This window comes from Dyella japonica A8 (genome assembly GCF_000725385.1).
GTDB classification, from domain to species: domain Bacteria; phylum Pseudomonadota; class Gammaproteobacteria; order Xanthomonadales; family Rhodanobacteraceae; genus Dyella; species Dyella japonica_C.
The window spans coordinates 432,315-455,707 of record NZ_CP008884.1 but is presented as its reverse complement, the minus strand read 5'-3'; the positions used below and the strand labels follow the sequence as shown (position 1 = coordinate 455,707).

The window sequence follows — 23,393 nt, the reverse complement described above, 5'->3', positions numbered from 1 at the left end:
GGCAATGGCCCTGTGCCGCGCCTTCGGTCGTGGTGACGTGAACGCAATTTGCAGCGCTTCGCGTCCTGCGAGCGCTGGGGCGCCAGCTGCTTGGATGGTGATTGCCTTAACACGCAAGGCGTTCGATGCCGGATTGGTACAACTAACTTATGTCCAATGATTCAGATCTTCTTCGCATCGGTATCACTATCGGATTGTCCAGCCCAACGGAGACGTTGTGGAATAACGGCATCAAACAGAATGCCATTTACCTGGCGGAGACGCTCAGGCAGTGCCCAAACGTCGGTTCGGTGACGTTGGTCAATACGACTTCCGTGCCGCTTGAAGAAAGCATGCCGTGGAATACGTCTCGCTGGCCCGTAAAGGGGCTGGGTGAGATCAAGGATTACTTAGACGTATTGATTGAACTGGGTGGTCAGGTTGGTGCCGACGCAACCGATTACTTGAAGCAACGCGGTACACACCTGGTGTCTTATTGCTGCGGTTTCGAATACGTCCATGCCATGGAGTCGATCCTATTTAAACGGCCGATGTGGGGATATAACTTATTCGTGAACCAGCGCTACGATGCCATTTGGATGGTGCCTCAGGTTGATTACATAAGCCGTCACTATTTTCAAACCCTGAGGCGACGTCAGGCGCGCACCGTACCCTTTGTGTGGTCACCAGTTCTTCTCGATCAGCGCTGTCGTGAGCTGTCGAAAGTAGCCGAGTATGTTCCACACCGGGATGCAAAGCGGCTGAGCATCATGGAGCCCAACCATGACATCGTGAAGTTTTGCCTGTATCCGATTCTGATTGCCGAGGAGGCATATCGACGCCGGCCCCAGGACATAGCGAGCCTGTATGTCACCAATACCGAATCCATGGCAAGCGATAGCGCCGAGTTCATCGCACTGATGAATCACCTTGACCTAGTGCGTGACCACAAGGCCACCTTCCTTGGTCGCTATGACACGCCCTACTTCTTGAGCGAATTCACAGACGTGGTTGTATCGCATCAATGGGAGAATCCGCTTAATTACTTCTACTTCGATGTTTGTTGGATGGGTTATCCGTTGGTGCACAACGCGAACATGTGCTCCGATCTTGGCTATTACTACCCTGACAATGATGTCCAGATCGGTGCCGATACTTTGCTCCATGCAATAGCGACGCATGACCAGCAGTGGGAAGAGTATCGACGCCGGCAGCGAACGCTCATTACCCGCTATCTGCCACAGAATAGGTCCGTCATAGCTCAGTACGCACAGCTCCTGACGGAACTCAGGATAACCCCTCCAATATGACTAAAGCTCCATCCCTGAAGGAAGGTCAGTTGGGCCGTAAAATCAATGTCGGCATTTCCGTGTTTGCCGTGCAAGGCGCTGAGCTTTGGTCAAGTGGACTCAACCAGAATCTGGCATTCCTGGTGACACTGCTGCGCGACAGCGAGCGGGTAGGGCGCATCGTTTTGCTCAACGGTGGTGATCAGCCACGGCTGCCGGCGGGGTTGAATTTTGATCTATTGGACACCCCTCTTGTGGCGCCCTCAGAGGTCACTCATGAGCTGGATCTTGTTATCGAAATGGGAGCGCAGCTTCCTTTGGAGTGGCTTCGCCATGTGCGTGCGCTAGGCACCAAGATCGTCACCTTCTTCGTGGGACATACATTCGCGGATCTCGCCGAAAGTCCGCTCTTTGGGAAAGAGGCCGGGCACATTTTTAATGGCACTCCATGGCACGAAGTCTGGACGTTGCCGCACCACATGAAGACCAGCGGACCCTTACTGAAGACGGTGACGCGCGTGCCCGTGCACGCCGTGCCACACATATGGGCCCCCACTTTTATTCAGAAGCGACTGCAAGGCCTTGGCGAAGTAGGTCGGTCCTTCGGCTTTCGGCCGAGGCAGCCTGGTGCGGTTCGCCACGGCTGGCGTGCTGCCATCTTCGAGCCCAACATATCAGTGGTAAAGAATAGCGTTCTACCAATGCTGGTATGTGAGAAGGCCTATAGAAGCAAGCCTGAATCGATTGCGTTGATGATGGTTATGAATAGCTACCATATGAAGGAGCACTACACCTTCAATCGCTTTGCTTCCAATCTCGATTTGACTCGCAACTCTCATGCAAGTTACGAACCTCGTTTGGATTTTGCTGACTGCATGACGCGGTATGCCATGGACGTCGTCGTCTCGCACCATTGGGAGTGCGACATGAACTACCTGTACTACGATGCTCTCTATGGTGGATATCCTCTCGTGCACAATTCGCAATTTCTACGAGGTCACGGCGCAGGGCTGTACTACCCCGATTTCGACGCCGCTACGGGTGGCGCTTGTCTCATTGAGGCTTGGGAGAAAGACGCAGACTACTGGAGCGATTACGCCGCGTGCGCGCGACGCTTGCTGGCACGCCTTTCCCCGGGGCATCCCGACAATATTAGTGAATTTGTCCATCGCATCGAAATGCTAGTCGACAACGTGGTGAGCGAATGAGCGAACAAGCTGGAAGAAGGATTGATGCCAATCGCTTGAAGGTGGGCGTTACTTTGCATTTGCGTGAGAACGTTCAATCGATATGGGAGAACGGGATCTTTCAGAACTGCGTCTTTCTAGTTCAGCTTCTCAAACTGAGCCCTGTCGTCGAAGAAGCAGTGTTGGTGCGTGGGGGAGAGGGCAAGGTGGCTCATCCATCCATGATGCTGGAAGGTACGGGAATCGAGTTGATGGAGGTGGGCGATGCCTACGAGAAGCTCGATGTCGTTATCGAGATGAGTTCTCAGCTTAGTGATGATTGGGTCAAGGCTTATCGTCAATCGGGTGGGCGATACGTATGGATGAGAGTCGGCAATGACTATGTGATCGATATAGAAAGGGCAATGTTTAACAAGCCGCACAGTGGTCTGTCGAGCGACAAACCTTACGATGCCGTTTGGACCATTCCTGAGTACGAGCGGAGTTGCGGAGACTATTTTTCCATGATGGCACGTGCACCTCTTCGCATTGTTCCACATCTATGGAATCCATATTTTCTTGACCGCGCGATCGCTACGCTTCCAACGCAAACACCTTGGGGGTATCAGTCGGGCAAAGACCGTTGGCGAATGTGCGTCTTTGAGCCCAACGTATGCATGGTCAAGACGTCATTCATTCCCATGCTTGTGTGCGAGGAGGCCTATCGCGCCAGGCCTTCAATGTTTGAATCTGTGCGCGTATGCAATAGCCTGCATATGAAGGACCACGTGAAGTTTCTTCACTTCGCGAGGAGCCTTGACATCGTCAACCACGGCTTGACCACGTTTGAGGGACGCTACCCGCTGGCTGATTTCATGGCTAGTTGCGGAGACTGCGTGATCTCCCATCATTGGGAGAATGGCCAGAACTATCTATATTATGAGGTCCTGTACGGTGGATATCCGTTGATTCACAACTCCGAATTCATTCGTAACTATGGCTACTACTATCCCGACTTCGACTGCCAGGAAGGAGGTCGCATGCTTCTGCAGACTTTTGAGCGACACGATTCTGAAGTGGGTGACTATCGTCGAAATGTGATGGCGCTGTTGAGTACGCTGGATGTGGCCAACACAGAAAATGTACTTGCATATACGCGCGAGCTACAGCGCCTGTACTGAATGATGCTGGCTGCTGGTTTTATCAACTGCCGTATTGCCATGTGCTCATGCTTTGGCTTCAGATGGCCTTTTAAGACATGTCTTGACGGCTAAAATGATCTAGTTTGTTTGTCCCAACAAATTAAGGCATGTTCTTCTTGGAGTTTTGCAAGAAGCTCGTGACGTCACCTGCCGATGTGGGAGCACTGAAATAGTTACCTTGTGCGTAGTCGCATCCAAGGACGTGAAGCAGTCGGCATTGCGCCTCAGTCTCGACGCCCTCCACAAGGGGATCCATATGAAGGTGACGTGCCATGGCAATAATACTGGCCAACATACCCTCCGCACGAGCGTTGGCCGGGGCGTCATTGATAAACCTACGATCGATTTTTATGAGGTCAACGGGGAACTGTTGAAGATAGGCTAGCGACGAGTAGCCAGTGCCAAAGTCGTCAATGGCCAGAGTAACGCCTAGCTTCTTGATATCTTGAAGAACGTCCCTGGTACTTGAATGGTGTTCCATCAGGGTGGTTTCTGTAATTTCCAGCTCCAGCATTTCTGGCTGCGCTCCTGTTGATGCCAGAGATGCGCGGATCTGCGCAATGAGATCGGGGCTGGTTAAATGGCTTGGCGAAAGATTGACGGAGATGCGGAAGCCCGAAAGGCCAAGGGACTGCCACGCCGACAGTTGCTTGCAGGCTTGCATAACAACCCATTGACCGATCGGTACAATTAGGCCGGTCTGTTCGGCATGAGCTATAAACGCAGCGGGAGAGACCATGCCTACACCAGGACGATTCCACCGCAGCAGCGCCTCAACGGCGCGAATTGCTCCCGTTGCGAGACAGATCTGAGGCTGATAGTAGAGCTCGAACTCGTTGAGCTCCAGCGCACGCCTGAGGCTGGCGTCAAGGTCAAGGAACTGCCGCGCGACGTAGGTAAGTGTCGGGTTGTAGAAGCAAAACGAATTCCGCGCTTGCCTCTTGGCATGTGACAATGCAGTGTCGGCATTCGTTAGCATCGTAATGCTATCGCATCCCCCAGTGGGGTAGACGCTTATACCGATCGTGCAGCCGATGTAGACGTCATTACCGTTGACATCGAACGGGCTGGACATGGCGGCGATGATCCTTTTGGCGGTGTCTTCGACCTCTGCCAGGCCCGAGCGCCCGGCTAGGATGATGGCAAATTCGTCGCTTCCCAGCCGAGCTACGGTGTTTGCGTCAGGAGACGCACAAGAAATCCTTTCCGCCACATGTTGAAGGAGCTTGTTCCCGGCGAGGTGACCGAGGCTCTCATTGACGCGTTTGAAGAAGTCCAGATCAATCAAAAGTACCGCCAGCTTCTCGTCACCCTTCAGGCCGATGCGAATGCGGTGATCGATCTGCTCCATTGCCAATGTACGATTTGGTAGTCCGGTGATCTCATCGTAATGCGCTTTGTAGTCGAGCTGGTCTTCATAGCGCTTAATGCGGCTAAGGTCGGTGGCTACGCCTGCATAGTGAGTCGTATTTCCGTTGCGATCCCTCACCGAATTGATGGCCCATCGGACGGGATAGCGCTCACCATTCTTGCGCTTATTCCATATTTCGCCCTGCCAGGTATGGGTATGGCGAACGGATGACCAAATGGCCTGCATGAGCCCGAAATCCCGGTCTGCAACGTCTAGCAATCCGGGTGTCTGCCCGAGGACTTCTTGCTCAGAGTAGCCGGTGATGGTGCAGAGTGCCTGATTTACGGAGATGATCCGGCCGCTTGTATCGGTGATCATCACCCCTTCACTGGTACTTTCCACGACCTTTGCGGCCTGACTAAGCCGCTCTTCGGCACGCTTTCGATCAGTTATGTCTCGAGCGATACCGAGTACGCCAAGGAGATCGCCATTGGCGTGGTACACAGCCGTCTTTATAGATTCAAGAACATAGACGTCACCCGTCCTAGCGTCGACGTACTTTCCCTCGGAGGTGACGGACACCTCTCCCGCGAGGATGGTTTGATCCACGGTGAGATGTCGGCGTGCCGTTTCGCAATCGAAGAGGTCGGCGTCCCTCTTCCCAATTACGTCGTCAACCTGAAGGCCGAGATTTCGCGCAGCTCGGGAATTGCACGCAATATATGTTCCATCGTGGTCCTTAATCCACATCGCATCGGGGCTGCTTTCCAACAACGCACGCAATAGCGCCTTCTGTCGCCCCGGCTTAGCGAAAGGCTTTCCCATGCGGCCGATAAATGAACGGGCGCCTTTGAAGGTTGGCATGCAAAATTGCGAGATGACACGATTCCACCGTTCTCTCGTGCGCCCGCTAAGACGTTTGATGGGGTCGATAGTGCCAAGTAGAACATTCATGCGACGGCTGCCTTGCTGGTCCTTCAAATGGCGTTGTCATTGGTATTGAGGGTAGTGCTGGCAGGTAAGTGGAAAAGTAGAGAAAGCAACCGTTGAGGCCGGCTAGTGCGCCGTTTCCCACAAGGAAAACCGGCCGCAGCACCTGCATTCCTGAGAATGCTATTGCCGAAAAACTGGCCAAAACGCGTTTCCAGGAAACTCATGATGCCGAGGCTCCATGAGCAAATTCAGGCCGCCGGGACCAAAAGGGGGTAGATCCCGGCGGCCTTCGGCGACTTCGCCGACGCATACGCGTTTCACGCATGCGGAAAACGGTCGATACTCAAGTTGGGGAAAATTTGCCGATCAATGTGCCCGGCAGCCTCAGCTGCCGAATCCAAAGTATCACTGCAAAAGTGGAGTTGATATTAGATCAATCCGAAAAACGTGGTTTGGAAAGTGGGTTAGTTTCAGCGCGATTGATGGAACACTGGCACGTCGACTGGGTTACAGCAGTCCGCTGGTTTTGGCGTACTCGTAAAGTTCCGTATTGTTCGAGATGGCCAACTTACGCATGGCATCGCATTTTTGCTTGCTTACAGTCTTAATGCTTCGACTGAGGCGGTCAGCGATCTGTGTCATTGTCAATCCAAGAGCGAATAGGCGTACAACTTCTGCTTCGCGTCGGGAGAGGTCGCTGCGATGCGATCGCTCATGAATCAATCCTTCGCCATGGACGTGCAGGTCAACTGTCCCCTCCAGGTGGGATCGCCAGGCATCGCATAGGTAAACACGCCCTTGCGTAACTGCTCTAACGGCAAGGACCAGTTCGTTCATCATTGACGCCTTTCCTACCAACCCTGCAATGCCTGTAGCAAGCATGCATCGAATCAGTGACCGGTTATGAATCATCGTTAGGACGATGATGGGAAGTTTTGGATAGGTTCGCCGCAGCCGACGGAGGAGAATGAGGCCATCACCGCTCGCATGCGCGAAAGGCATAGAGAAATCCGTGATCAATAGATCGCAGGGACGAGATCGGAGCATGGCCATTAGCTCCTCGCCATCGGCAGCCTCACCCACAATCTGTATATCGTCCACATCCTTCAGGAGTGTTCTAACCCCAAGCATGACTACAGGGTGATCATCTGCGATTACGACACGGGTGCTCGAGTGACCATTTTGCATAAACTGGACCCGCAACATAGTACTTGGCTGGCAATTTCGATCGCTTCAGTGATTTGCCGAAGACACTTCTAGGTGACTGATTCTGTCGGCACGGCGCATGACATTAGTCTGCGGATCGATATCGGCCCTATCTTCTCTATCGGCTCAACGCCTTGAGTACATTTGGCGATATTCGAGGTCGCGACGAGCAGAGAAGGATACTCATGAACTGTTATCATCATCATCTCCATGGACGATCTTTCCTTGGATGTGATCAAGGTAGTGGTCTAGTTCCGCCAAGCTCGAGAACACGTCGTTAATAGGCGCTGCTTTGATGATCTCGAATACCCTACGAACTTGAGCCTGCGGATTGGCGAACAGGATTTGACCGTTGCGTGCCCGCATCGATCTTCGGAGTTTTGCAATACTTCGCAATCCCGCACTGCTAATGTATTCAAGACCAGAGAGATCCAGAACGACTGTGCCACCCATGGGCATCGCTTGAAGTACAGTGACGACCGCTTCGTCGAATTCACTAAACGTGAGCGAGTCGAGCCTTCCTCGTAAGTGGATTGCGGCATATCTCGGCGAACAATTTTCCGTATCTAGGTCGATCGTCATGGTCGCACTTGCACTCGGATGGAGTGACTTGGGCTAAGTCGAATGCAACTCAGCCTCTCGTCACTGATGTCGTAGAGAGCTATGTCTTCCTTGAGCTTGGAGTGATGCTATGTCTGATGTCCTTAACCTGCGTCTCTATGGCCGACGCAAACTCGTTGAAGCCGGTTCATGCCGAGATTCGGCGGTGACTGCCGAAACGTATTGCGGGTAGGATCGAGCGTCTTGGACTGATCAGTTGCGTCTATTAGATGTAGGGGTGTTCCTGAGGACTCTTCTGGCAATCTCAGGATTTCAGTCCACTTTGATCGGCACCGCAGGTAAAGCGAATACACGGGGGGTTGGTATCCGCTTCGGCACATCCTTATACAGCCTACGGTGTCGAGAAAAGCAGACTATGGATCAGGCCTGCATTCGGATGCTTGGAGAATCATTACGAAGCAACTGACGCTGGTGGCCTCCGGTAGAATCGACCCTTCAATGGCGTTCCGCGTCGTTAATGGCGCGGAGTTCCTGCACGTTTCATGCGTTACGGTTACATGCGTTACGATTAGTGCGTAAGAAGGCACTAGAACCCATCTTTCAGCGATGAGCGCATCCCCACCTCTACACTTCGACAAGAAGCGCAAGATATACGCGACTAAGCAATTTGGCTGTCCGCTACGCCGAGATCAGAATGGCGAGATAAGGACGTGTTTATCTACGTAAAAAATGAAAAAACCGGCCTTTTACATGTACCTCGTGGTGATGTGAGAGAGGCGATTCAATGTTGCAGCGTGCGGGCTGCCCTAAGGCGTCGGGCGTCGGCTCGGTCGACGCAGGCGAACACGTAGTCGAAGTCGCGAAGGAGATGAGCGTTGTCCGCAGTGATCATTTCCGCGTGCGGGACGATGTGCCGGCGCATGGCCTGATAGACGCCGGCCAGATACCCGACCTTGGTCGGCGTCGCTTGAAGGGTCTCGATGGGCGCCGCACCTGGATAGCGAAACACGTTGTGCTGCTGGAGAACATCGCCGTCCCAGAGATCGATCTTGGCGACAGGCGTTCTCGCCACGAGGTCGAGCACATAGGCACCGGTGCCCCCCAGACCAACAATCGCGATGCGCCGCGATTTCAGGCGGCCGGTGGGTACACCAATGTGGGCTCGCGTCGAAGCGGTGTCTTTGTATGCGAACGCGGACTCATTGCCGTCGGCCAAGACGAGCGGAAGCGTACGCGCACTGATCCCTGGCGAGAGGTGCTTGGCATGCCCTTCGAGCTGCGCCACATACTTGGTGACCTTCTCGTAGTAGAACCGATAGAGAAGGTCAGCCGTCCGCGGTTTTGCCGAGAGATAGTGGTTCACGGTGATGCTATTCACCACCGTGGTCGCGCTGTTGTTGATGATGGCCGACAACGGATGTACCTGCGTATCGCAGGGACGTTTACCGATGAAATAGGCCGTGTGCTCCTGCGGCTTGACCGCGATGGCGCCGGTCAAATCCAGGCGGAACGCAAGCGTTCCGCGCTCCACACCGCGTCCGAGTTGACGTAGGGCGCGTCGTGGACGAGCAGATAGCCATCCTGCACCTCCAGATGAAAGCCCTCATTCCGCAGGCGCAACAGATCAGGACTACGAGCGGTCAGTGAGGAAGACATCGAATTCCATGCCCTGCTTGAGGTGGGCGGACTGGCCCTTGACCAACGTGCCGCTCGGGTTCTGTTTCGGTCCCTTGGGGTGTCTCGCTGCTTGTTCTGTCGGCGGCCGAATGGGGTAACTTGACCCTCCAGTTCTTGCGAATGGTAAGGTCTGCTTTCGACCCAAAGCCGACCCTTTGCTTTGGCATCGCCACCTACTTACACCATCAAGGAAGACTTCACCGAAATGGCAACGATTCACCTGGTTGAAGGGCCGGTTGGCGCCGGCAAATCCACGTTCGTCGCCGAACTCCGAAAGCAATACGCGGCACCGGGTTTTATCCTGGATGCGTGGTTCGTCAGGCTATATAGCCCGGATCGTCCTGCGACGAACGCGATGGAGTGGTACATCGCCAGGAAGGCGCGTTGCCTTGATCAGATCTGGATGGCGGCCCGGGAGGTTCTGGATGCGGGCCATGATGTCGTCCTTGAGCTCGGGCTGGTCGAACGGGCTAGCCGCGAACACTTCTACGCACAGGTGAGCGAGGCCGGATACGACTTGGCCATATACTTGCTGGATGCCCCGCGCGAGGTGCGACGGGAGCGTGTCCGCAAGCGCAATCTGGAACGAGGCCCGACATACGCGATGGACGTGCCTGATGCGTTTTTCGAGCTGGCAAGCGATCACTGGGAGCCGATCGGAGAGGTTGAACGTGAAATATATGATGTACGTGTAGTTGGTTTAGCTTGAAGGTCTGCTTTCGACACAAAGCGGACATCGGAAAAGGGGGGCGATGTCATTTTCTAGATGGGCCGGGCTATTTGCCTCACTGCTTTTGGGCGGCTGTTGCTACTTTGGGCCATGCGATCGGCTTACCTACGTAGCGGGCGTGGTGAAAGATGCCAAATCCGCCCAGCCAATTGAGAGCGCTTCTGTCCATACTTGAATCCGAGGACACGCATCTGCTGGTGTCGACTCCAAGGCGGGTAGCGCGGACCTGTTCTCAAGGTTGACTGCGCTTCAGTGCTCTAGTCGCCAACGGAGCGTTCCATTGTCACTGCTTCACATAGGGAGATCAGTATGGCCGAAAAAAAGGTTGTATTTGTGGCTTTTGCAATTGAAGACGAGCGCTCGCGCGACCTACTTAAGGGGCAGTCTCTGCATACAAAGTCTCCCTTTGAGTATATCGATATGTCTGTCAAGGAGGCCTACACCTCCGAGTGGAAGGAACACGTTCGCAATCGAATAAGACGATCTGATGGCGTCATTGCGCTAGTAAGTAAGAACTCACTAGCGTCTACCGGCCAGAAGTGGGAGATAGCCTGCGCTCGCGAGGAGAAACGTCCGGTACTCGGCCTCTGGATCTACAGTCATGACCGGACCGTTATCCAAGGACTGAAGACGGTGCCTTGGACTTGGGATGCAATCAAGGACTTTATCGACGGCCTTTAGTTTGGGAGCTAAAATGCGAATTGCGCTGATTGTTGGAATCGACTTCTACGAGCATCTAAAGCCGCTCACCGGTTGTGTGGCAGACGCCTACTCGGTGCAATCCGTTCTTAGTCGTCACGGTGACGGAACGGTCAATTTTGATACAACCTTGCTCACCAGCGTGGGGCCTGAGCAGAAGGTAGACCGGCGACAGCTCAAGGAACACGTCAGAAAACTATTCAATGCCAAAGCGGAGATTGCGCTGTTTTATTTTGCAGGCCATGGGCAAGTGGAGGCGACTGGCGGATATGTGGTGGCGTCAGATGCCACGCAAGGAGACGAAGGACTGTCCCTCTCTGAGATCATGACGCTAGCAAACGCCTCTCCCGCCCAGAACAAGATCATCGTCCTCGATAGCTGCTACTCGGGAGCTGCCGGAGCGATCCCTGGTGTGAGTAACCTCGCGTCGCTGTCAGAGGGGATGACGATTCTCACCGCATCCACAGCCGATCAGCCTGCGATTGAAGAAGATGGTCGGGGGGTATTCACAACACTTCTTGTAGACGCACTTTTTGGGGGAGCGGCAAATCTTACCGGCGATATCACTCCTGGAAGCGTCTACGCACACGTCGATCAATCGCTTGGCGGATGGGAGCAGCGTCCGGTGTTCAAGACAAACGTGCAGGAGTTTGTATCGCTTCGTAAGGTTGCACCCCCTATTGACCTAAGTGATCTGCAGCGAATCTCGGAGTTTTTTCCTTTTCCCGGTGCCGAATTCGGGCTCGACCCATCGTTCGAACCGGAGATGAAGGGGCGCGATCCAGGTATGCCCAATCCCGACCCCGAGAACACTTGGCGATTTGCAATCCTTCAGCGTTACAACCGTCTCAATTTGGTCGTGCCAGTCAATGCGCCCCATATGTGGCATGCGGCAATGGAGAGCAAGAGCTGCAAGCTAACTGTTCTTGGAGAGCACTACAGGCGACTTGTTGCCAAAGGTCGACTTTGACAATCTCGATGTAAGCACTACGCGATACGGATCGGTTCGAGCAGCACTCGGTCGCCCCAGTTCGTGGCTGAAGGCGCTTAATCGGATATGGCGTCGTAGACCCACTGCGCGACAACTGGGTCATCGAAATATCCCGCGATGCCATGGCAATTCGAAGTGTGATTGAATACGTCGCTCTTATTGATGATCGATGGCTTGATATCAAAGTTGACGTTGTCCAGTGGGTATAAGGCCACGACATCTCGCGGGTCTCTAGCGTTACGCCATTCAAAAACGCAGGGCGGATGCTTGATAGGGCTAAGCTTTTCGCGGATAGAGCGAATTCCTAGCGGCGATCCCAGGGTGACTAGTAGCGGGATTTTTACTTCTTTGGGGTCCAAGTCCCTAAGAACGTTGTAGGCCACAATCGTTCCAAGTGAATGGGCAACCACGACGCTACAATCACGAATCGCCTTACGTACTCCATCATTGATGTAGGTGCGCGCTCGGTCATTTGTGAGGTAGATGTATACATCGTAGGTTGCCAATGCTATCGCTGCACCTGTGCCCGGAAGGCGTTGGTCCATGACTCTGAGCGCTGCCTGGACCCAAGGCAAGTTCTGAATTCCGCGCTGTATGACTCGGCGTTGATCGACAGGTAATTCTTCTGCAATCTCGGCATCGGTGATGCCCAATCCATTGACGTAATCTTCAAGCATCCGATTGATAAACGAAGCTGATGTAATGTCGATCTCCGCTCCGCGAACAATAATTCTGGCTGCATCGTCGACGCTACTTCCGTTGGTCAGATCGAACAGAGAGTCGCCGTAGTAAGGGAAGTGAATGCGCGAATCAGTAATGGGTACATCTAGGCTGTCTTTGCCAAGACCTCTTGCCCAGGCATCTACCCAACTGGCTTTCAATTCGATCGCATTTTTCCCTTCCTGCGAACGACCATGAATCAGCACCAGGTCTTTCATGATCTTCTCCCTAATAATTAGCCAGTAGTTCGCCGCCCATTTGATCGAACCATTGATCAAGTAGGCGCACTCCATCGATCGAATACAATGACCAGGTCGACGGAAGAATGTATGGGCGCAGCTGTGACAATTTTTCCGCGTGCGATCCGCCTAGCGCACTAACTAGAGCCCAGCCTCGGGTGAGCATGGGCGTCGTTGGCATTGTCGGCCGGCTATCTCTCGGCTCCATAAGAAACTGCCGAGACAAAAACGCTGCATCAAAGATGTCCATACCCAACTCATTTTTCAGGTACCGTCGCATGTTGACAATCTTTGTTGTCTTGCCGAGCTGGTGGTAGGCGTAGGAAGCGTAAATAGCCAACGCCGGATCACCAAACTTGTGGGACCTCATTAGATCAGCAAGCCGATTCGCGCCTTCGACGTCGGGCGAGAAGACTCCTAAGGAAATTGCATCTGCGATGGCTGTTCTCAAAGGGGCTATTTCGCGTCTGCTTACTCGAGCAATCTCCGGATGGGCCGGCTCATACCACACTTCCGCGAGGCTACTTCCGTTAAATCGGAGCAAAGCAAAGTATCCGGGAATGAGGGGAATGGTTGTTCCCGTACCGTCTACAAAGGTAAGGAGCGTTTCCACAGGCGTGCTCAAATCCTGGAACAGCACCGCCCGTCGTTCAAATGATTCTGGAAGGATCTGCGATCCTGCTCGCCCACGTCTGAATCTGATCGACCCAAGGTATTCTCCGTACACTTCAAGACCAGATAATTCTCTGTACCGAGACGGGCTGAGGTTCCTCGCTTCAATAAGAGAGTGAAGAAATGACTTTGGGGGCTCGAGTTCCCCTAGTGAAATGCGGGTCCCGTCGCGGGAACTGTCTAAAAGCCTCTCTACTCTCTTCTCTGCCAAGACAGAAGGAGGCTGTTGCTTCGCGGGATCTGTTCTCTCGTTGGTGCGAGACTCACTCCTTTTTTCGCCTAGGCTGAAGCGAACTGTGGGGCCTGGCGACTGATTCAGAGTGGTGGGTGTACTACTGGACAACCTAGATATCCATGCAGATTCGTCCGAGGTAATGCGACCATCCGGGGTCTGGTCGGTGAAGATAGACAAGCCCTTCTCATGGAGGCTCTTACGCACAACCTCAGGGAGTGCTCTTTTAAGTGGATGAGGCCTTACATACATTCCGGTGACTGCTTGGGCCACTCGACCATTGAGAGCCTCGACGAGTACTTCGGTGAAAACAGCGTTGTACGCCTCACCAGTTTCGTCTTTGACCTCCAGTGCAGGGGAACCAAGAGAGGTTGCAAAGAAGACGTCGACGGGTCGCTCCAACGATGCATTCGTCGCGTTGGGAAATATATCGCTCCCCCGTATTTGACCAAACTCGATGCTCTGGGTTTGTGTTCGGCAGGCGTCCGAAATCAATACGACGTGAGAAAACCGCCCCATGCGGGCGAGGACAATATTTGCTTCAAGATTGATCGCTTCGTTGGCGTTGTCTGGCGCCCCAGACAGAAGCCAGTACTCCTGCCTGCTGTTAATGACGCCATGCCCGGAGAAATAAACGATCAACTGCTCTACGGTCGAAGGTAGGCCATGTATTGCATCAAAAATTTGCGCAATGGTGACGCGACAGCCTTTGGCATCCGAGCATACGATGATGCGATCTTTGGCTATTCCCTGATGTACTGCCCATTGATACATACTTTCAACGGACTTATCGACTGCCATCAATGGCCGTAGCCCGCCTGCGGCCCGACTGACTCCAATGAGGATAATTGCTCGTTCCATAGCTAACGAAGAGGTTCCGTTGGAGTTTCAGGTTGATGTGTCGCGAAAGTGGGTAATGCGTAGCGAACTATAGCTGTCGATTGGTCTATTGAGAAAGCAAATCTAAACGATTATCTTCCTTCGTCTATCACGCACCCAAGATGCAAGGGAAAGCACAGTGAAGGTATTCATTTCGCACCAAATGGAAGATGCGCCGCTAGCCATCCGAATTGCCACTCGTCTGCGTGATAACCATAAGGTCGAATCCTATCTGGACGTTATGGATGATGGCGCGAAGGATGGGCATCAGCTCGCCATGCACTTACGCGAGAAGATGCGTGGTTGTAGCCATCTACTGGCAGTCGTTTCGGGCTCGACGCAGCGCTCTTGGTGGGTGCCGTGGGAGATTGGCGTCGCATCTGAGCGAGACCTTCCTCTAGCAACTTTTTCCGAGGGTGGCGCCAGCCTGCCAACTTATCTGCAGAAGTGGCCGTACTTGAGTCGCGCGGAGCATTTGGATTCATATGTGGCAGCCGCTCAGCAAGCGGGGTTGACTGCCATTCTCGAGAGTCGAGGTGTCCATAAGGAGGAGGCGGTCGTGAAGCGGCACTCAACGGATCTGTTCTATGAAGATCTGCGTCGTCGACTGGGGCAGTAAACGTACAGTGAAAGGGGCGCCAGAATATTAGCGAGTCGGCGTTCGCTGATGTCCAATCTATGGGCACTGGGAATGAATCGTGGTCTGGAAGTATCTGTTGCTTGACGTCGTCCATTCATCAGACACCGACAGCCTCAACGATTTGCTTGAATTCTTTTGCTTTGAGTTCAAGTTGTACCAAGCGCGGCGCTAGCAACGAGACTCGACGCGACACGGTCTTTGCTCTTGAGAAAGTAATACCGTCTCCGTGCGCCGTCTTCGAAGAGATGACACATCCGGCATGGCGTAAAAGATCTTTGGCGGCCACGAAATTTTCACCGCGGACCCCTTCGTTGGCAGTTGGGTACGGGAAGATGAAGACTGACTTGGCAAGCCAATCTCCTTTGGATATCACCTGGGTGGTCTCCCAGGCGGTCCCCGACTGTTTACTGCCATATATGATGATTGCGCTCGCGGCCTCGGCAAGCACGGCGAAGTCATTCCGCCAGTTTTCTTCTGTCGTTTGAAGGCGGGTGGCGCCGATCTGACCCGCTTGGTCGCCAATGGCGATAAGTTCACCATAGCCCTTTATTGCAATCGCCATTGCGTCGTCCAAGGAAGTCACGGATGGCACTGCGAGACTGTAGAAAGGTATCAATCGTTTCCAAGGACTAACCGGATTGACGACCTTAAAGTCGCGGTCAAGAACAAATGGCCTGAGAAACAGAATGATGCACTTCGTAGAGCCTTTTCGGCCGAATCGTTTCTCGCTACTGGACCGAGCATGCACCAAGTCTTGGTTAGAAATGGATTCCCCCAGCTCATAAGTTTGTAGGCCGTCGCAGGACTCGTGGCCGCCGTGCAACGGCTGTGCAAGAGAGCCGTCGATTTCAATCGCAGCATCCGATAGCACTGGGCTTTCACTGTCGTCATGCTCTCGCCCAAGAATTTCGTGGTAGACGGAAAGCATGTCTGCCTGGAAGCGTTTGTTCTTTTTCGTTTGATACGAATTTCTATCTATAGCGATGCCTATTCGTACGATGGTGACTATCCCGCCAAGCATTACCGCCGTCTCAAGGCCAGAGAGGTGGTGGTTGAATGTGAGATAGGTGACAACGGCAATAACAACCGATATCAACGTCGCCATGGTGGCCTCCGTCCCGGTATTTGTGGTTGCAACGCGCATTGACAAGAAAAGCTGAGGCAGTTCCGTTCCTTTTGCGGTCGTAAGCCTGGATAGCGTCGCGGGAGGTCCCATCCATGGCACACGGCAAGTCGCGGCATGCATAGGGCAGGCAATCTCCGGCTTACGATTGCCTCGAGATAGTGCCTCTCAGAGAGGGCACTAGAACTTGATCAAAGGGCTAGAGGCTATCCACCGTGTGGCCGATTCCAGCGAGGGATGCTAATCCTTTGAAATAGACTTTCGACCAGTCTTCGAACCCAGACAAACGACGTACCCCCGCTTTTCAGTAGCACGGCGATTTGGAGTCCAATCCCTCAACCGACGGAGATTGGATGTGAAGACGCATCAGCACCTCTGTGGTTTGGATGACTAAGTAGTGAGCCGTCGACTTTGTGGGCGTTTTCAGCCCGCTGCGAAGTGGGAATGATGACGCCGGGAACCAATAGGCTCCCGGCGCCACATGCTTACTTACGGCGATCCGTCTCCACTTTGATTTCGATGCTAGCCGGGCCAAAACGCAAAGCCAGGGCACACTTAAAACAACGCAGAGAGCGTAGCCACTGCAGGAACAAGAGCAAATACATGACCATTGGAATGCTCCAATGAAATTGATCGAAGCTCGCTCCCGCGCGCGAGTCCAACATGGAAGGCCGCGACGTGGCATGGCGTCACCGCCCCCCTGCGTCAAAGGCTCATTCGTTGCGGCGCGTTGGCCGCAGCTGTCGGCAGGTCTTCGGACTTGCGGACGAGGGTCTTTCGACCCGCCTACTCGCTCCCGCCTCCCAGTCACCTCGGACCAGTGCGTTGATGGCTTTCGTTTCCGCTTACCGCTGCGGGGCAGTCCCGGATTTGCACCGGATTCCCGTTTTAAGCCAGTCCGACCATGGGTCCGAGAGTGGCACCGACGGGGCACAACATATCGGCCTGTTCAGGGCTGGTCAACCCAATAGTTTGTGGATCGGGCGTGGATAAGCCGAAAAGCCCAGCCGGATAATGGGGTTAGCGGGTGGTAGGAACTTTTCATGGACGAATGCAGTAGAGCTGGCCTGCTTATGTACAAACTCCTGCTCATTCGTCGTTTCCATACGTGAACCCTGGGGTTGGCGAAGGCGCGCCTGCTGCTCGGTGTCGGCCTGCTGGGGCCACTGAGTGGTCCTGAGTCAGAACAATTCGTAGCGCCTTTGGCGCCGCGACTCACGGTGAAAGTTCGGGCGCCGCGGGCATCTGTCCACAGGCGATTTCCGAACCGCGCGACTCCGAATTGGCCAAACTATGCGAGACGGGTGCGGCCAAACTATGTGAGATCGCGCACTTGCTGCCTGATCCATCAAAGTTTGTCCGTCTTGGCCAATCTTCGATGGAAGGCGGTATCTGCTTTTTTTAAGCCACTCCGCTGCAGCCGAAACGGCGGGCAGTGAACAGCTTCCGCAGGATTGCATAGACAACTGCGGGAACTCTGGGGCCGTCGAGGAGGTTGAAGCGATGGTCCGGAAGGTCAGGGGTTTATCTCGAGGTCAATGATGTCCGCTTCCGACGCGAGGCAGACATGACAGCTCTTGATCGGTTCTCCGAGCTGGGCGATTTCATCGACGTGCCGCTGCGCACGTAATCCACGGGCATGCAGCTGCGCCTGGTCTTTGCCGTGTCCATCATCCTTCGTCCGGAAAGTCTTCTGATGGACGAATGGCTATCCGTGGGCGAGGAGGGATTCAAGCATCGTTCGGAAGCGCGTCTGCTCAGCATGGTGAAGGCCACTCGCATCCTGGTGATTGCCTCGCATTCCCGCGAGCTCATCTTGAATTGCGTGCAACCGCGTTATGTGGCTGGAGCATGGGAAGCTCGGGATGATGGGCGACCCCAAATCGGTGGCGGACACGTACTTCAGGGTTGTACCCAGCGAGCTTCACACCGCCCGAGGGGGCACAGGGCGCGGCGCTGATGCGGGCAGGGCCATGGAGCCGCTCGCCCCTGTCCGGCTTAGCTACACCCGGCTTGTGGAAAGCGCGGCGCCCCCGCATCAGGACTGAAGCACGGTTGCCCTACGGGTGACGTTCCGGTGCGAATCGCTGCGAGTTCGGTGGCCGGCATACGGTTCAGTCACCTCCTTGGGTATTGAATGTTGCTCCGCATGGGTGCTTCATGGCGTGATTGCCATGCCTCGGCCAGACCCCGTCATAAGGAGCAGATTGTGTCTTCCATCGTTTCGCAGCCGGTTGCCGAGAAATTGACGCAATCGGCCATCTTCCTCGTGGTGACGCTGGCGCCGGAGCCGCGGGTGGATCAAGCCGTGCGGGCGCTCTGCGCCGATCTGTCGTCGTTGCTGCGCGGCATCGGTTTCCGCCATCCCACGCGCAAGTTGTCGTGCACCATGGGCTTTGGTTCGGACACGTGGGATCGCCTGTTCGGCGGACCGCGTCCGGCGGAGTTGCATCCCTTCCGGGAGATCCGGGGAGAACACCACGCCGTCTCCACGCAGGGCGACCTACTCTTCCATATCCGTGCCACGCATATGGATCTGTGCTTCGAACTGGCGTCCCAGATCATGTTACGACTTGGTGATGGCGTGACCTCGGCCGACGAAGTGCACGGTTTCAAGTACTTCGATGAGCGTGATTTGCTGGGTTTCGTCGATGGTACCGAGAACCCCTCGGGCCAGGCGGCGCTGGATGCCACCCTGATCCGCGACGAGGATCCGGACTTTGCCGGCGGCAGCTATGTCATCGTGCAGAAATACCTGCACGACCTCACCGCCTGGAACAAGCTGCCGGTGGAGCAGCAGGAGCGCATCATCGGGCGGCACAAGCTGTCGGACATCGAGCAGGCTGACGCCGCCAAGGCCAGCTATGCGCACAACGTGCTTACCAATATCGAAGAGAACGGTGAGCAGTTGCAGATCCTGCGCGACAACATGCCGTTCGGCGACGTGTCCAAGGGCGAGTTCGGCACCTACTTCATCGGCTACGCGCGCTCCCCCTCGCGCATCGAGAAGATGCTCAACAACATGTTCGTGGGCAACCCGCCAGGCAACTACGACCGCTTGCTGGATTTCAGCAAGGCGGTAACGGGCTCGTTGTTCTTCGTTCCCACTGCCACCTTCCTTGACGATGTGCCGGTGGATGAAACCCCGGCTGTTACGCCTGCGACGGATGAAGCAGCATCCGGCGCGGCGCCGTCGCCTGACGGTTCGCTCGGTATCGGTTCGCTCAAAGGAGAGCCCGCACATGAATAATCTTCACCGGAAGCTCGCGCCCATTTCCGAACGGGCGTGGGACCAGATCGAGCAGGAAGCCGCGCGCACGCTGAAGCGCCATCTGGCGGCGCGGCGGGTGGCCGACGTGCTGGGCCCCAAGGGCAGCGAGTTCTCGGCGGTCGGCACCGGACACGTGGCGAAGATCCACGCGCCGGATGGCGGCATCGAAGCCCACCTGCGCGAGGCGAAGCCGCTGGTGGAGTTCCGCGTGCCGTTCGGGCTATCGCGTCGTTCGCTGGATTCGGTGGAGCGCGGCGCGAACGATCCGGACCTGCAGCCACTGAAGGACGCTGCGCGCAAGATCGCCTTTGCCGAGGATCGCGCGGTGTTCGAGGGCTATGAGGCCGGCCACATCGAAGGCATCCGCAAGGGCACCAGCAACGAAGCCATCGCGCTGCCGAAGGATGTCGCCGGTTATCCCGGTGCCGTGGCGCGCGCGGTCAGCCAGCTTCGCGAGATGGGCGTCAACGGCCCGTACACCCTGCTGCTCGGCGAGCAGGCGTATACGGCGGTGAGCGCCGCCACGCAGCACGGCTATCCCGTGGCGCGCGACATGCGCAACCTGGTGGATGGCGAAATCATCTGGGCGCCGGCCATCCAGGGTGGGGTGGTGCTCAGCACGCGCGGCGGGGATTTCGAGCTGTATCTCGGCCAGGACATCTCCATCGGCTATCTCAGCCACAACGAGGAGACGGTGCAGCTGTACTTGCAGGAGTCCTTCACCTTCCTGCAACTGACGGCTGAAGCGGCGGTGGTGTTGACGGCGGAGAAGTAGGAGGGCGGTGGTGTGGGACGGCCATGAAGCGGTGCATAGTGTCTCGACGCTTCAATGCGCCGTTGAACCAGACAGAGGAGGGCTCCCCATGGACGAGTTCGACCTGTACATCAACCCAGCCAAGCCCACGCTCGGGCTCTACGTGCGCAAGGGCGCGGGTCTGCCGGATCTGGCGGAGCCGGGTCAGTGGCAGCTCGAAGGCCATGTGTGGGCCAACGAGTTGCCGCCAGCGGTGCTGCAAGGGCTGGAAGCCAACGGGCATGCTTTCCAGGAGTTGGGAAGTTGAGCATTCGGCGCATCGCATTCGCCGGTGTGGGTGGACGCGATACGCGCTTGCGGCGATGCGACAGGCATCGCCGGTGAGGGCAAGGCCATGCTGAAAGGCCATTTGAAAGTTGCGGTGCCGATGCCGCCGCCGCCGGGCGACGACGATCTGGCCGCGTGGGACGTCACCGATTCCACGCCCACGGGCGTCGATTTCGATGGCGCCGACTTCCAGCCCGTGCCAGGGCACCCGAACATGTTCAGTGCTTCGGCGGCGGCGGAGTTCAGGCTTACCGTGACGGCAACCCTGATGCCCGATGGTTCGATTGCGCTGGGATATTCGCGTTACGTCGACGAATCGGAAAACAAGCTGAGCTCTTAGGGTTCCGGGTGCGACAGCACGTGTTCATCGCACGGTCTTGCGCTCCAACCGTGCGGCAGCAGCGTTTTGTGTATAAAGGCCGGGTATCCAGATCAGGCACCAGGACGTTGCTTCATGGCTGAGAAAGACATTCCGGGCATCCGCACCTACGATGCCCCGGCCGGTGGTTGGGGCGCGTTGCGTGCTACCGCACGCGCGGTGCGCGAGCAGATGGATGCGGGCGACGCCACCGTCACCCTGCTGCGCACCAACAAGCCCGAGGGTTTCGACTGCCCCGGTTGCGCCTGGCCGGACAAGAAGCACACCTCCACCTTCCAGTTCTGCGAGAACGGCGCCAAGGCCGTGACCTGGGAAGCGACCAACAAGCGCGTGCCGCCGACCTTCTTCGCCGCCAACAAGATCGGCGAGCTGTGGCACTGGAGCGATTACGAGCTGGAAGACGAGGGGCGCCTCACGCACCCCATGGTCTACAACGCCGACAAGGACATCTACGAAAGCATCCCCTGGGATGACGCGTTTGCGCGCATCGGCGAGATCCTGCGCGGCCTGGGCGACCCGGACAGCGTGGAGTTCTATACCTCCGGCCGCGCCTCCAACGAGGCGGCGTTCCTGTACCAGATCTTCGCGCGGGAATTTGGCACCAACAATTTCCCCGACTGCTCCAATATGTGCCACGAGGCCACCAGTGTGGGCCTGCCGCCGGCCATCGGCATCGGCAAAGGCACGGTGTCGCTGGAAGATTTCGACCATTGCGAGCTGATCATCGCGATGGGCCACAACCCCGGCACCAACCATCCGCGCATGATGGGCACGCTGCATGAAGTGGCGCGTCGCGGCGCGCCCATCATCGTGTTCAATCCGCTGAAGGAGCGCGCGCTGGAACGCTTCGCCGATCCGCAGAGCCCGGTGGAGATGGCGACGCTCGGCTCCACGCCGATCGCGACGACTTACCTGCAGGTGAAGATCGGCGGTGACGCGGCGGCGCTCAAGGGCATCATGAAGGCGCTGCTGGAGATGGACGCGGCGGCGGGTCCGGGCTCTACCGTGCTCGATCACGCCTTCATCCGCGAACACACCAACGGCTTCGCTGCGCTGGCGCAGGACGTGGGCAGCGCGACATGGGCGGACATCGAGCGCACCTCGGGCCTCACCGAAGCCGATCTGCGTGCCGTGGCCGAGGCGTATGCCAAGTCCAACGCCACCATCATCACCTACGGCATGGGCATGACCCAGCACCGCACCGGCACGCAGAACGTGCAGCAGGTGGCGAACCTGCTGCTGTTGCGCGGCAACTTCGGCAAGCCGGGCGCGGGCATCTGTCCGTTGCGCGGGCATTCCAACGTGCAAGGTGACCGCACCGTCGGCATTACCGAGAAGCCAACCGCCGCGCTGCTCGACGGCATCGAGAAGACGTTCGGCTTCCGGCCACCGGCCACGCACGGCCATGACGCGGTGGCGGCGATGCAGGCGATCGCCGAAGGCCGTTCCAGGGCGCTGATCAGCCTCGGCGGCAACCTCGCCGTGGCGATGCCGGACCCGGAAGCGTGTTTCGCCGCCGTGCGCGGACTGGAGCTGCAGGTGCATATCGCCACCAAGCTCAACCGCTCGCACCTGCTCACCAGCAAGCACACTTTCCTGCTGCCCTGCCTGGGCCGCACCGAGCGCGACATGCAGGCCGGTGGGCCGCAGGCCGTGACGGTGGAAGATTCCATGTCCATGGTGCATGCCTCGCGCGGCAAGCTGACGCCGGCATCCGAGGCGTTGCGTTCGGAGCCCGCCATCGTGGCCGGCATGGCGTCCGCCACGTTGCCTGACAGCAAGGTGCCGTGGATGGAACTGATTACGGACTACGACCGTATCCGCGCTGCCATCGAGTCCGTCTTTCCGGATTTCAGGGATTACAACGAGCGCATCCGCGTGCCGGGCGGTTTCCGCTTGCCGATTCCACCGACGCAGCGTGTGTGGAAGACGGCGTCCGGCAAGGCGGAGTTCCTGTTGTTCCGTGGCCTGGAAGAAGATCTGGTGCACACTGATCCGGGTGTGCTCAAGCTCACCACCGTGCGCAGCCACGACCAGTACAACACCACCATTTATGGTTTTGACGACCGCTATCGCGGTGTCTTCGGGCGGCGCGACGTGGTGTTCATGAACAAGGACGACCTCGCCGAACTGGGTATCGAGGAAGGTGACGCGATCCGTGTGGAGACCGCGTTCGGCACCGGCAAGGAGCGTCGCCTCGACAACGTCATCGCCGTGGCCTATGCCATCGCGCGTGGCTCGGTGGCGACGTACTACCCCGAGGGCAATTGCCTGGTACCGCTGGATTACCACGACAAGGTCAGCGGCACGCCGTCGTACAAATCGGTGCCGGTGCGGGTGGTGCGCGCGGCCTGAGCTGGGCCACTTCACACA

The 23,393-nt window shown here is 56.3% G+C and carries 20 protein-coding genes, 1 pseudogene and 1 riboswitch; of the genes and pseudogenes, 12 read left to right on the top strand and 9 right to left on the bottom strand.

The annotated features are described in order from the left end of the window. Positions 1-149: 149 nt before the first annotated feature. From HY57_RS01915 to HY57_RS01905, 3 genes are read left to right on the top strand one after another with little or no spacing between them, the layout of a single operon-like run. Positions 150-1,289 (top strand): DUF2827 domain-containing protein, encoded by a 1,140-nt coding sequence (locus tag HY57_RS01915; protein WP_019465253.1) that lies wholly within the window; start codon positions 150-152, stop codon positions 1,287-1,289. After that, positions 1,286-2,476: a DUF2827 domain-containing protein gene (locus HY57_RS01910; RefSeq protein ID WP_019465254.1), complete on the top strand. Its 1,191-nt coding sequence runs from the start codon at positions 1,286-1,288 to the stop codon at positions 2,474-2,476. The genes HY57_RS01915 and HY57_RS01910 overlap by 4 nt, the downstream gene beginning before the upstream one ends. After that, positions 2,473-3,615, top strand: a complete 1,143-nt coding sequence (locus tag HY57_RS01905; protein WP_019465255.1) for a DUF2827 domain-containing protein — start codon at positions 2,473-2,475, stop codon at positions 3,613-3,615. Before HY57_RS01910 ends, HY57_RS01905 begins: the two co-directional genes overlap by 4 nt. A gap of 121 nt (positions 3,616-3,736) precedes the next feature. Here HY57_RS01905 and HY57_RS01900 read toward each other — a convergent pair whose 3' ends face one another. From HY57_RS01900 to HY57_RS22245, 6 genes and pseudogenes are all read right to left on the bottom strand, one after another. Next, positions 3,737-5,941: a putative bifunctional diguanylate cyclase/phosphodiesterase gene (locus HY57_RS01900; protein WP_081500646.1), complete on the bottom strand. Its 2,205-nt coding sequence runs from the start codon at positions 5,939-5,941 to the stop codon at positions 3,737-3,739. Positions 5,942-5,964: 23 nt separating this feature from the next. After that, positions 5,965-6,144 carry a hypothetical protein gene (locus HY57_RS21445; RefSeq protein WP_144240748.1) on the bottom strand — a complete coding sequence of 60 codons (180 nt, stop codon included), beginning with the start codon at positions 6,142-6,144 and terminating at the stop codon, positions 5,965-5,967. A gap of 283 nt (positions 6,145-6,427) precedes the next feature. Continuing rightward, positions 6,428-7,108: a response regulator transcription factor gene (locus HY57_RS22200; RefSeq protein ID WP_026033922.1), complete on the bottom strand. Its 681-nt coding sequence runs from the start codon at positions 7,106-7,108 to the stop codon at positions 6,428-6,430. 201 nt (positions 7,109-7,309) lie between these two features. Further along, positions 7,310-7,708, bottom strand: coding sequence for an STAS domain-containing protein (locus tag HY57_RS21065; protein WP_081500647.1), 399 nt, complete (start codon positions 7,706-7,708; stop codon positions 7,310-7,312). A 760-nt stretch (positions 7,709-8,468) separates the two neighbouring features. Continuing rightward, positions 8,469-8,903 carry a ThiF family adenylyltransferase gene (locus HY57_RS22250; protein ID WP_318024221.1) on the bottom strand — a complete coding sequence of 145 codons (435 nt, stop codon included), beginning with the start codon at positions 8,901-8,903 and terminating at the stop codon, positions 8,469-8,471. An 18-nt stretch (positions 8,904-8,921) separates the two neighbouring features. After that, positions 8,922-9,343, bottom strand: a pseudogene (locus HY57_RS22245) (DUF6791 domain-containing protein); the annotation flags it as partial. 226 nt (positions 9,344-9,569) lie between these two features. Here HY57_RS22245 and HY57_RS01885 point away from each other — a divergent pair. The 3 genes from HY57_RS01885 (at position 9,570) to HY57_RS01875 (ending at position 11,763) form a co-directional block, all read left to right on the top strand. Next, complete coding sequence (locus tag HY57_RS01885; protein ID WP_019465259.1) at positions 9,570-10,073, top strand: AAA family ATPase; 504 nt, start codon at positions 9,570-9,572, stop codon at positions 10,071-10,073. Between the two features lie 330 nt (positions 10,074-10,403). After that, on the top strand, positions 10,404-10,775 hold the full coding sequence (locus HY57_RS01880; protein WP_019465260.1) for a TIR domain-containing protein: 372 nt from the start codon (positions 10,404-10,406) through the stop codon (positions 10,773-10,775). Positions 10,776-10,788: 13 nt separating this feature from the next. After that, complete coding sequence (locus tag HY57_RS01875; protein ID WP_019465261.1) at positions 10,789-11,763, top strand: caspase family protein; 975 nt, start codon at positions 10,789-10,791, stop codon at positions 11,761-11,763. 77 nt (positions 11,764-11,840) lie between these two features. Here HY57_RS01875 and HY57_RS01870 read toward each other — a convergent pair whose 3' ends face one another. Both HY57_RS01870 and HY57_RS21440 read right to left on the bottom strand, forming a co-directional pair. After that, positions 11,841-12,722: a hypothetical protein gene (locus tag HY57_RS01870; protein ID WP_026033923.1), complete on the bottom strand. Its 882-nt coding sequence runs from the start codon at positions 12,720-12,722 to the stop codon at positions 11,841-11,843. Positions 12,723-12,732: 10 nt separating this feature from the next. Beyond that, positions 12,733-14,448 carry a hypothetical protein gene (locus HY57_RS21440; protein ID WP_144240747.1) on the bottom strand — a complete coding sequence of 572 codons (1,716 nt, stop codon included), beginning with the start codon at positions 14,446-14,448 and terminating at the stop codon, positions 12,733-12,735. A gap of 217 nt (positions 14,449-14,665) precedes the next feature. Between HY57_RS21440 and HY57_RS01865 the strand changes: the two genes are divergently transcribed. Further along, positions 14,666-15,145, top strand: coding sequence for a toll/interleukin-1 receptor domain-containing protein (locus tag HY57_RS01865; RefSeq protein ID WP_019465263.1), 480 nt, complete (start codon positions 14,666-14,668; stop codon positions 15,143-15,145). 118 nt (positions 15,146-15,263) lie between these two features. On the opposite strand, the gene HY57_RS01860 is transcribed toward HY57_RS01865, so the two are convergent. After that, positions 15,264-16,271, bottom strand: a complete 1,008-nt coding sequence (locus HY57_RS01860) for a hypothetical protein (protein ID WP_144240746.1) — start codon at positions 16,269-16,271, stop codon at positions 15,264-15,266. A gap of 746 nt (positions 16,272-17,017) precedes the next feature. Continuing rightward, a riboswitch (cobalamin riboswitch) is annotated at positions 17,018-17,230 on the bottom strand. 1,268 nt (positions 17,231-18,498) lie between these two features. Between HY57_RS01860 and HY57_RS01850 the strand changes: the two genes are divergently transcribed. From HY57_RS01850 to HY57_RS01830, 5 genes are all read left to right on the top strand, one after another. Beyond that, positions 18,499-19,539, top strand: coding sequence for a Dyp-type peroxidase (locus HY57_RS01850; protein WP_019465267.1), 1,041 nt, complete (start codon positions 18,499-18,501; stop codon positions 19,537-19,539). After that, the gene (locus HY57_RS01845; protein ID WP_019465268.1) at positions 19,532-20,335 is read left to right on the top strand and encodes a family 1 encapsulin nanocompartment shell protein; all 804 of its coding nucleotides are present in this window, start codon (positions 19,532-19,534) and stop codon (positions 20,333-20,335) included. The genes HY57_RS01850 and HY57_RS01845 overlap by 8 nt, the downstream gene beginning before the upstream one ends. An 88-nt stretch (positions 20,336-20,423) precedes the next feature. Further along, positions 20,424-20,621 (top strand): hypothetical protein, encoded by a 198-nt coding sequence (locus HY57_RS01840; protein ID WP_019465269.1) that lies wholly within the window; start codon positions 20,424-20,426, stop codon positions 20,619-20,621. An 87-nt stretch (positions 20,622-20,708) separates the two neighbouring features. Then, positions 20,709-20,981, top strand: a complete 273-nt coding sequence (locus tag HY57_RS01835) for a hypothetical protein (RefSeq protein ID WP_144240745.1) — start codon at positions 20,709-20,711, stop codon at positions 20,979-20,981. 114 nt (positions 20,982-21,095) lie between these two features. Continuing rightward, a complete protein-coding gene (locus HY57_RS01830; protein WP_019465271.1) occupies positions 21,096-23,375 on the top strand; it encodes an FdhF/YdeP family oxidoreductase in 2,280 nt (759 codons plus the stop codon). Positions 23,376-23,393: the final 18 nt, after the last annotated feature.

Coding starts and splice junctions, on each gene's coding strand:
- HY57_RS01915 (WP_019465253.1), top strand. CDS start 150: ATGTCCAATGATTCAGATCTTCTTCGCATCGGTATCACTATCGGATTG.
- HY57_RS01910 (WP_019465254.1), top strand. CDS start 1,286: ATGACTAAAGCTCCATCCCTGAAGGAAGGTCAGTTGGGCCGTAAAATC.
- HY57_RS01905 (WP_019465255.1), top strand. CDS start 2,473: ATGAGCGAACAAGCTGGAAGAAGGATTGATGCCAATCGCTTGAAGGTG.
- HY57_RS01900 (WP_081500646.1), bottom strand. CDS start 5,941: ATGAATGTTCTACTTGGCACTATCGACCCCATCAAACGTCTTAGCGGG.
- HY57_RS21445 (WP_144240748.1), bottom strand. CDS start 6,144: ATGAGTTTCCTGGAAACGCGTTTTGGCCAGTTTTTCGGCAATAGCATT.
- HY57_RS22200 (WP_026033922.1), bottom strand. CDS start 7,108: ATGCAAAATGGTCACTCGAGCACCCGTGTCGTAATCGCAGATGATCAC.
- HY57_RS21065 (WP_081500647.1), bottom strand. CDS start 7,708: ATGACGATCGACCTAGATACGGAAAATTGTTCGCCGAGATATGCCGCA.
- HY57_RS01885 (WP_019465259.1), top strand. CDS start 9,570: ATGGCAACGATTCACCTGGTTGAAGGGCCGGTTGGCGCCGGCAAATCC.
- HY57_RS01880 (WP_019465260.1), top strand. CDS start 10,404: ATGGCCGAAAAAAAGGTTGTATTTGTGGCTTTTGCAATTGAAGACGAG.
- HY57_RS01875 (WP_019465261.1), top strand. CDS start 10,789: ATGCGAATTGCGCTGATTGTTGGAATCGACTTCTACGAGCATCTAAAG.
- HY57_RS01870 (WP_026033923.1), bottom strand. CDS start 12,722: ATGAAAGACCTGGTGCTGATTCATGGTCGTTCGCAGGAAGGGAAAAAT.
- HY57_RS21440 (WP_144240747.1), bottom strand. CDS start 14,448: ATGGCAGTCGATAAGTCCGTTGAAAGTATGTATCAATGGGCAGTACAT.
- HY57_RS01860 (WP_144240746.1), bottom strand. CDS start 16,271: ATGGCGACGTTGATATCGGTTGTTATTGCCGTTGTCACCTATCTCACA.
- HY57_RS01845 (WP_019465268.1), top strand. CDS start 19,532: ATGAATAATCTTCACCGGAAGCTCGCGCCCATTTCCGAACGGGCGTGG.
- HY57_RS01840 (WP_019465269.1), top strand. CDS start 20,424: ATGGACGAGTTCGACCTGTACATCAACCCAGCCAAGCCCACGCTCGGG.
- HY57_RS01835 (WP_144240745.1), top strand. CDS start 20,709: ATGCTGAAAGGCCATTTGAAAGTTGCGGTGCCGATGCCGCCGCCGCCG.
- HY57_RS01830 (WP_019465271.1), top strand. CDS start 21,096: ATGGCTGAGAAAGACATTCCGGGCATCCGCACCTACGATGCCCCGGCC.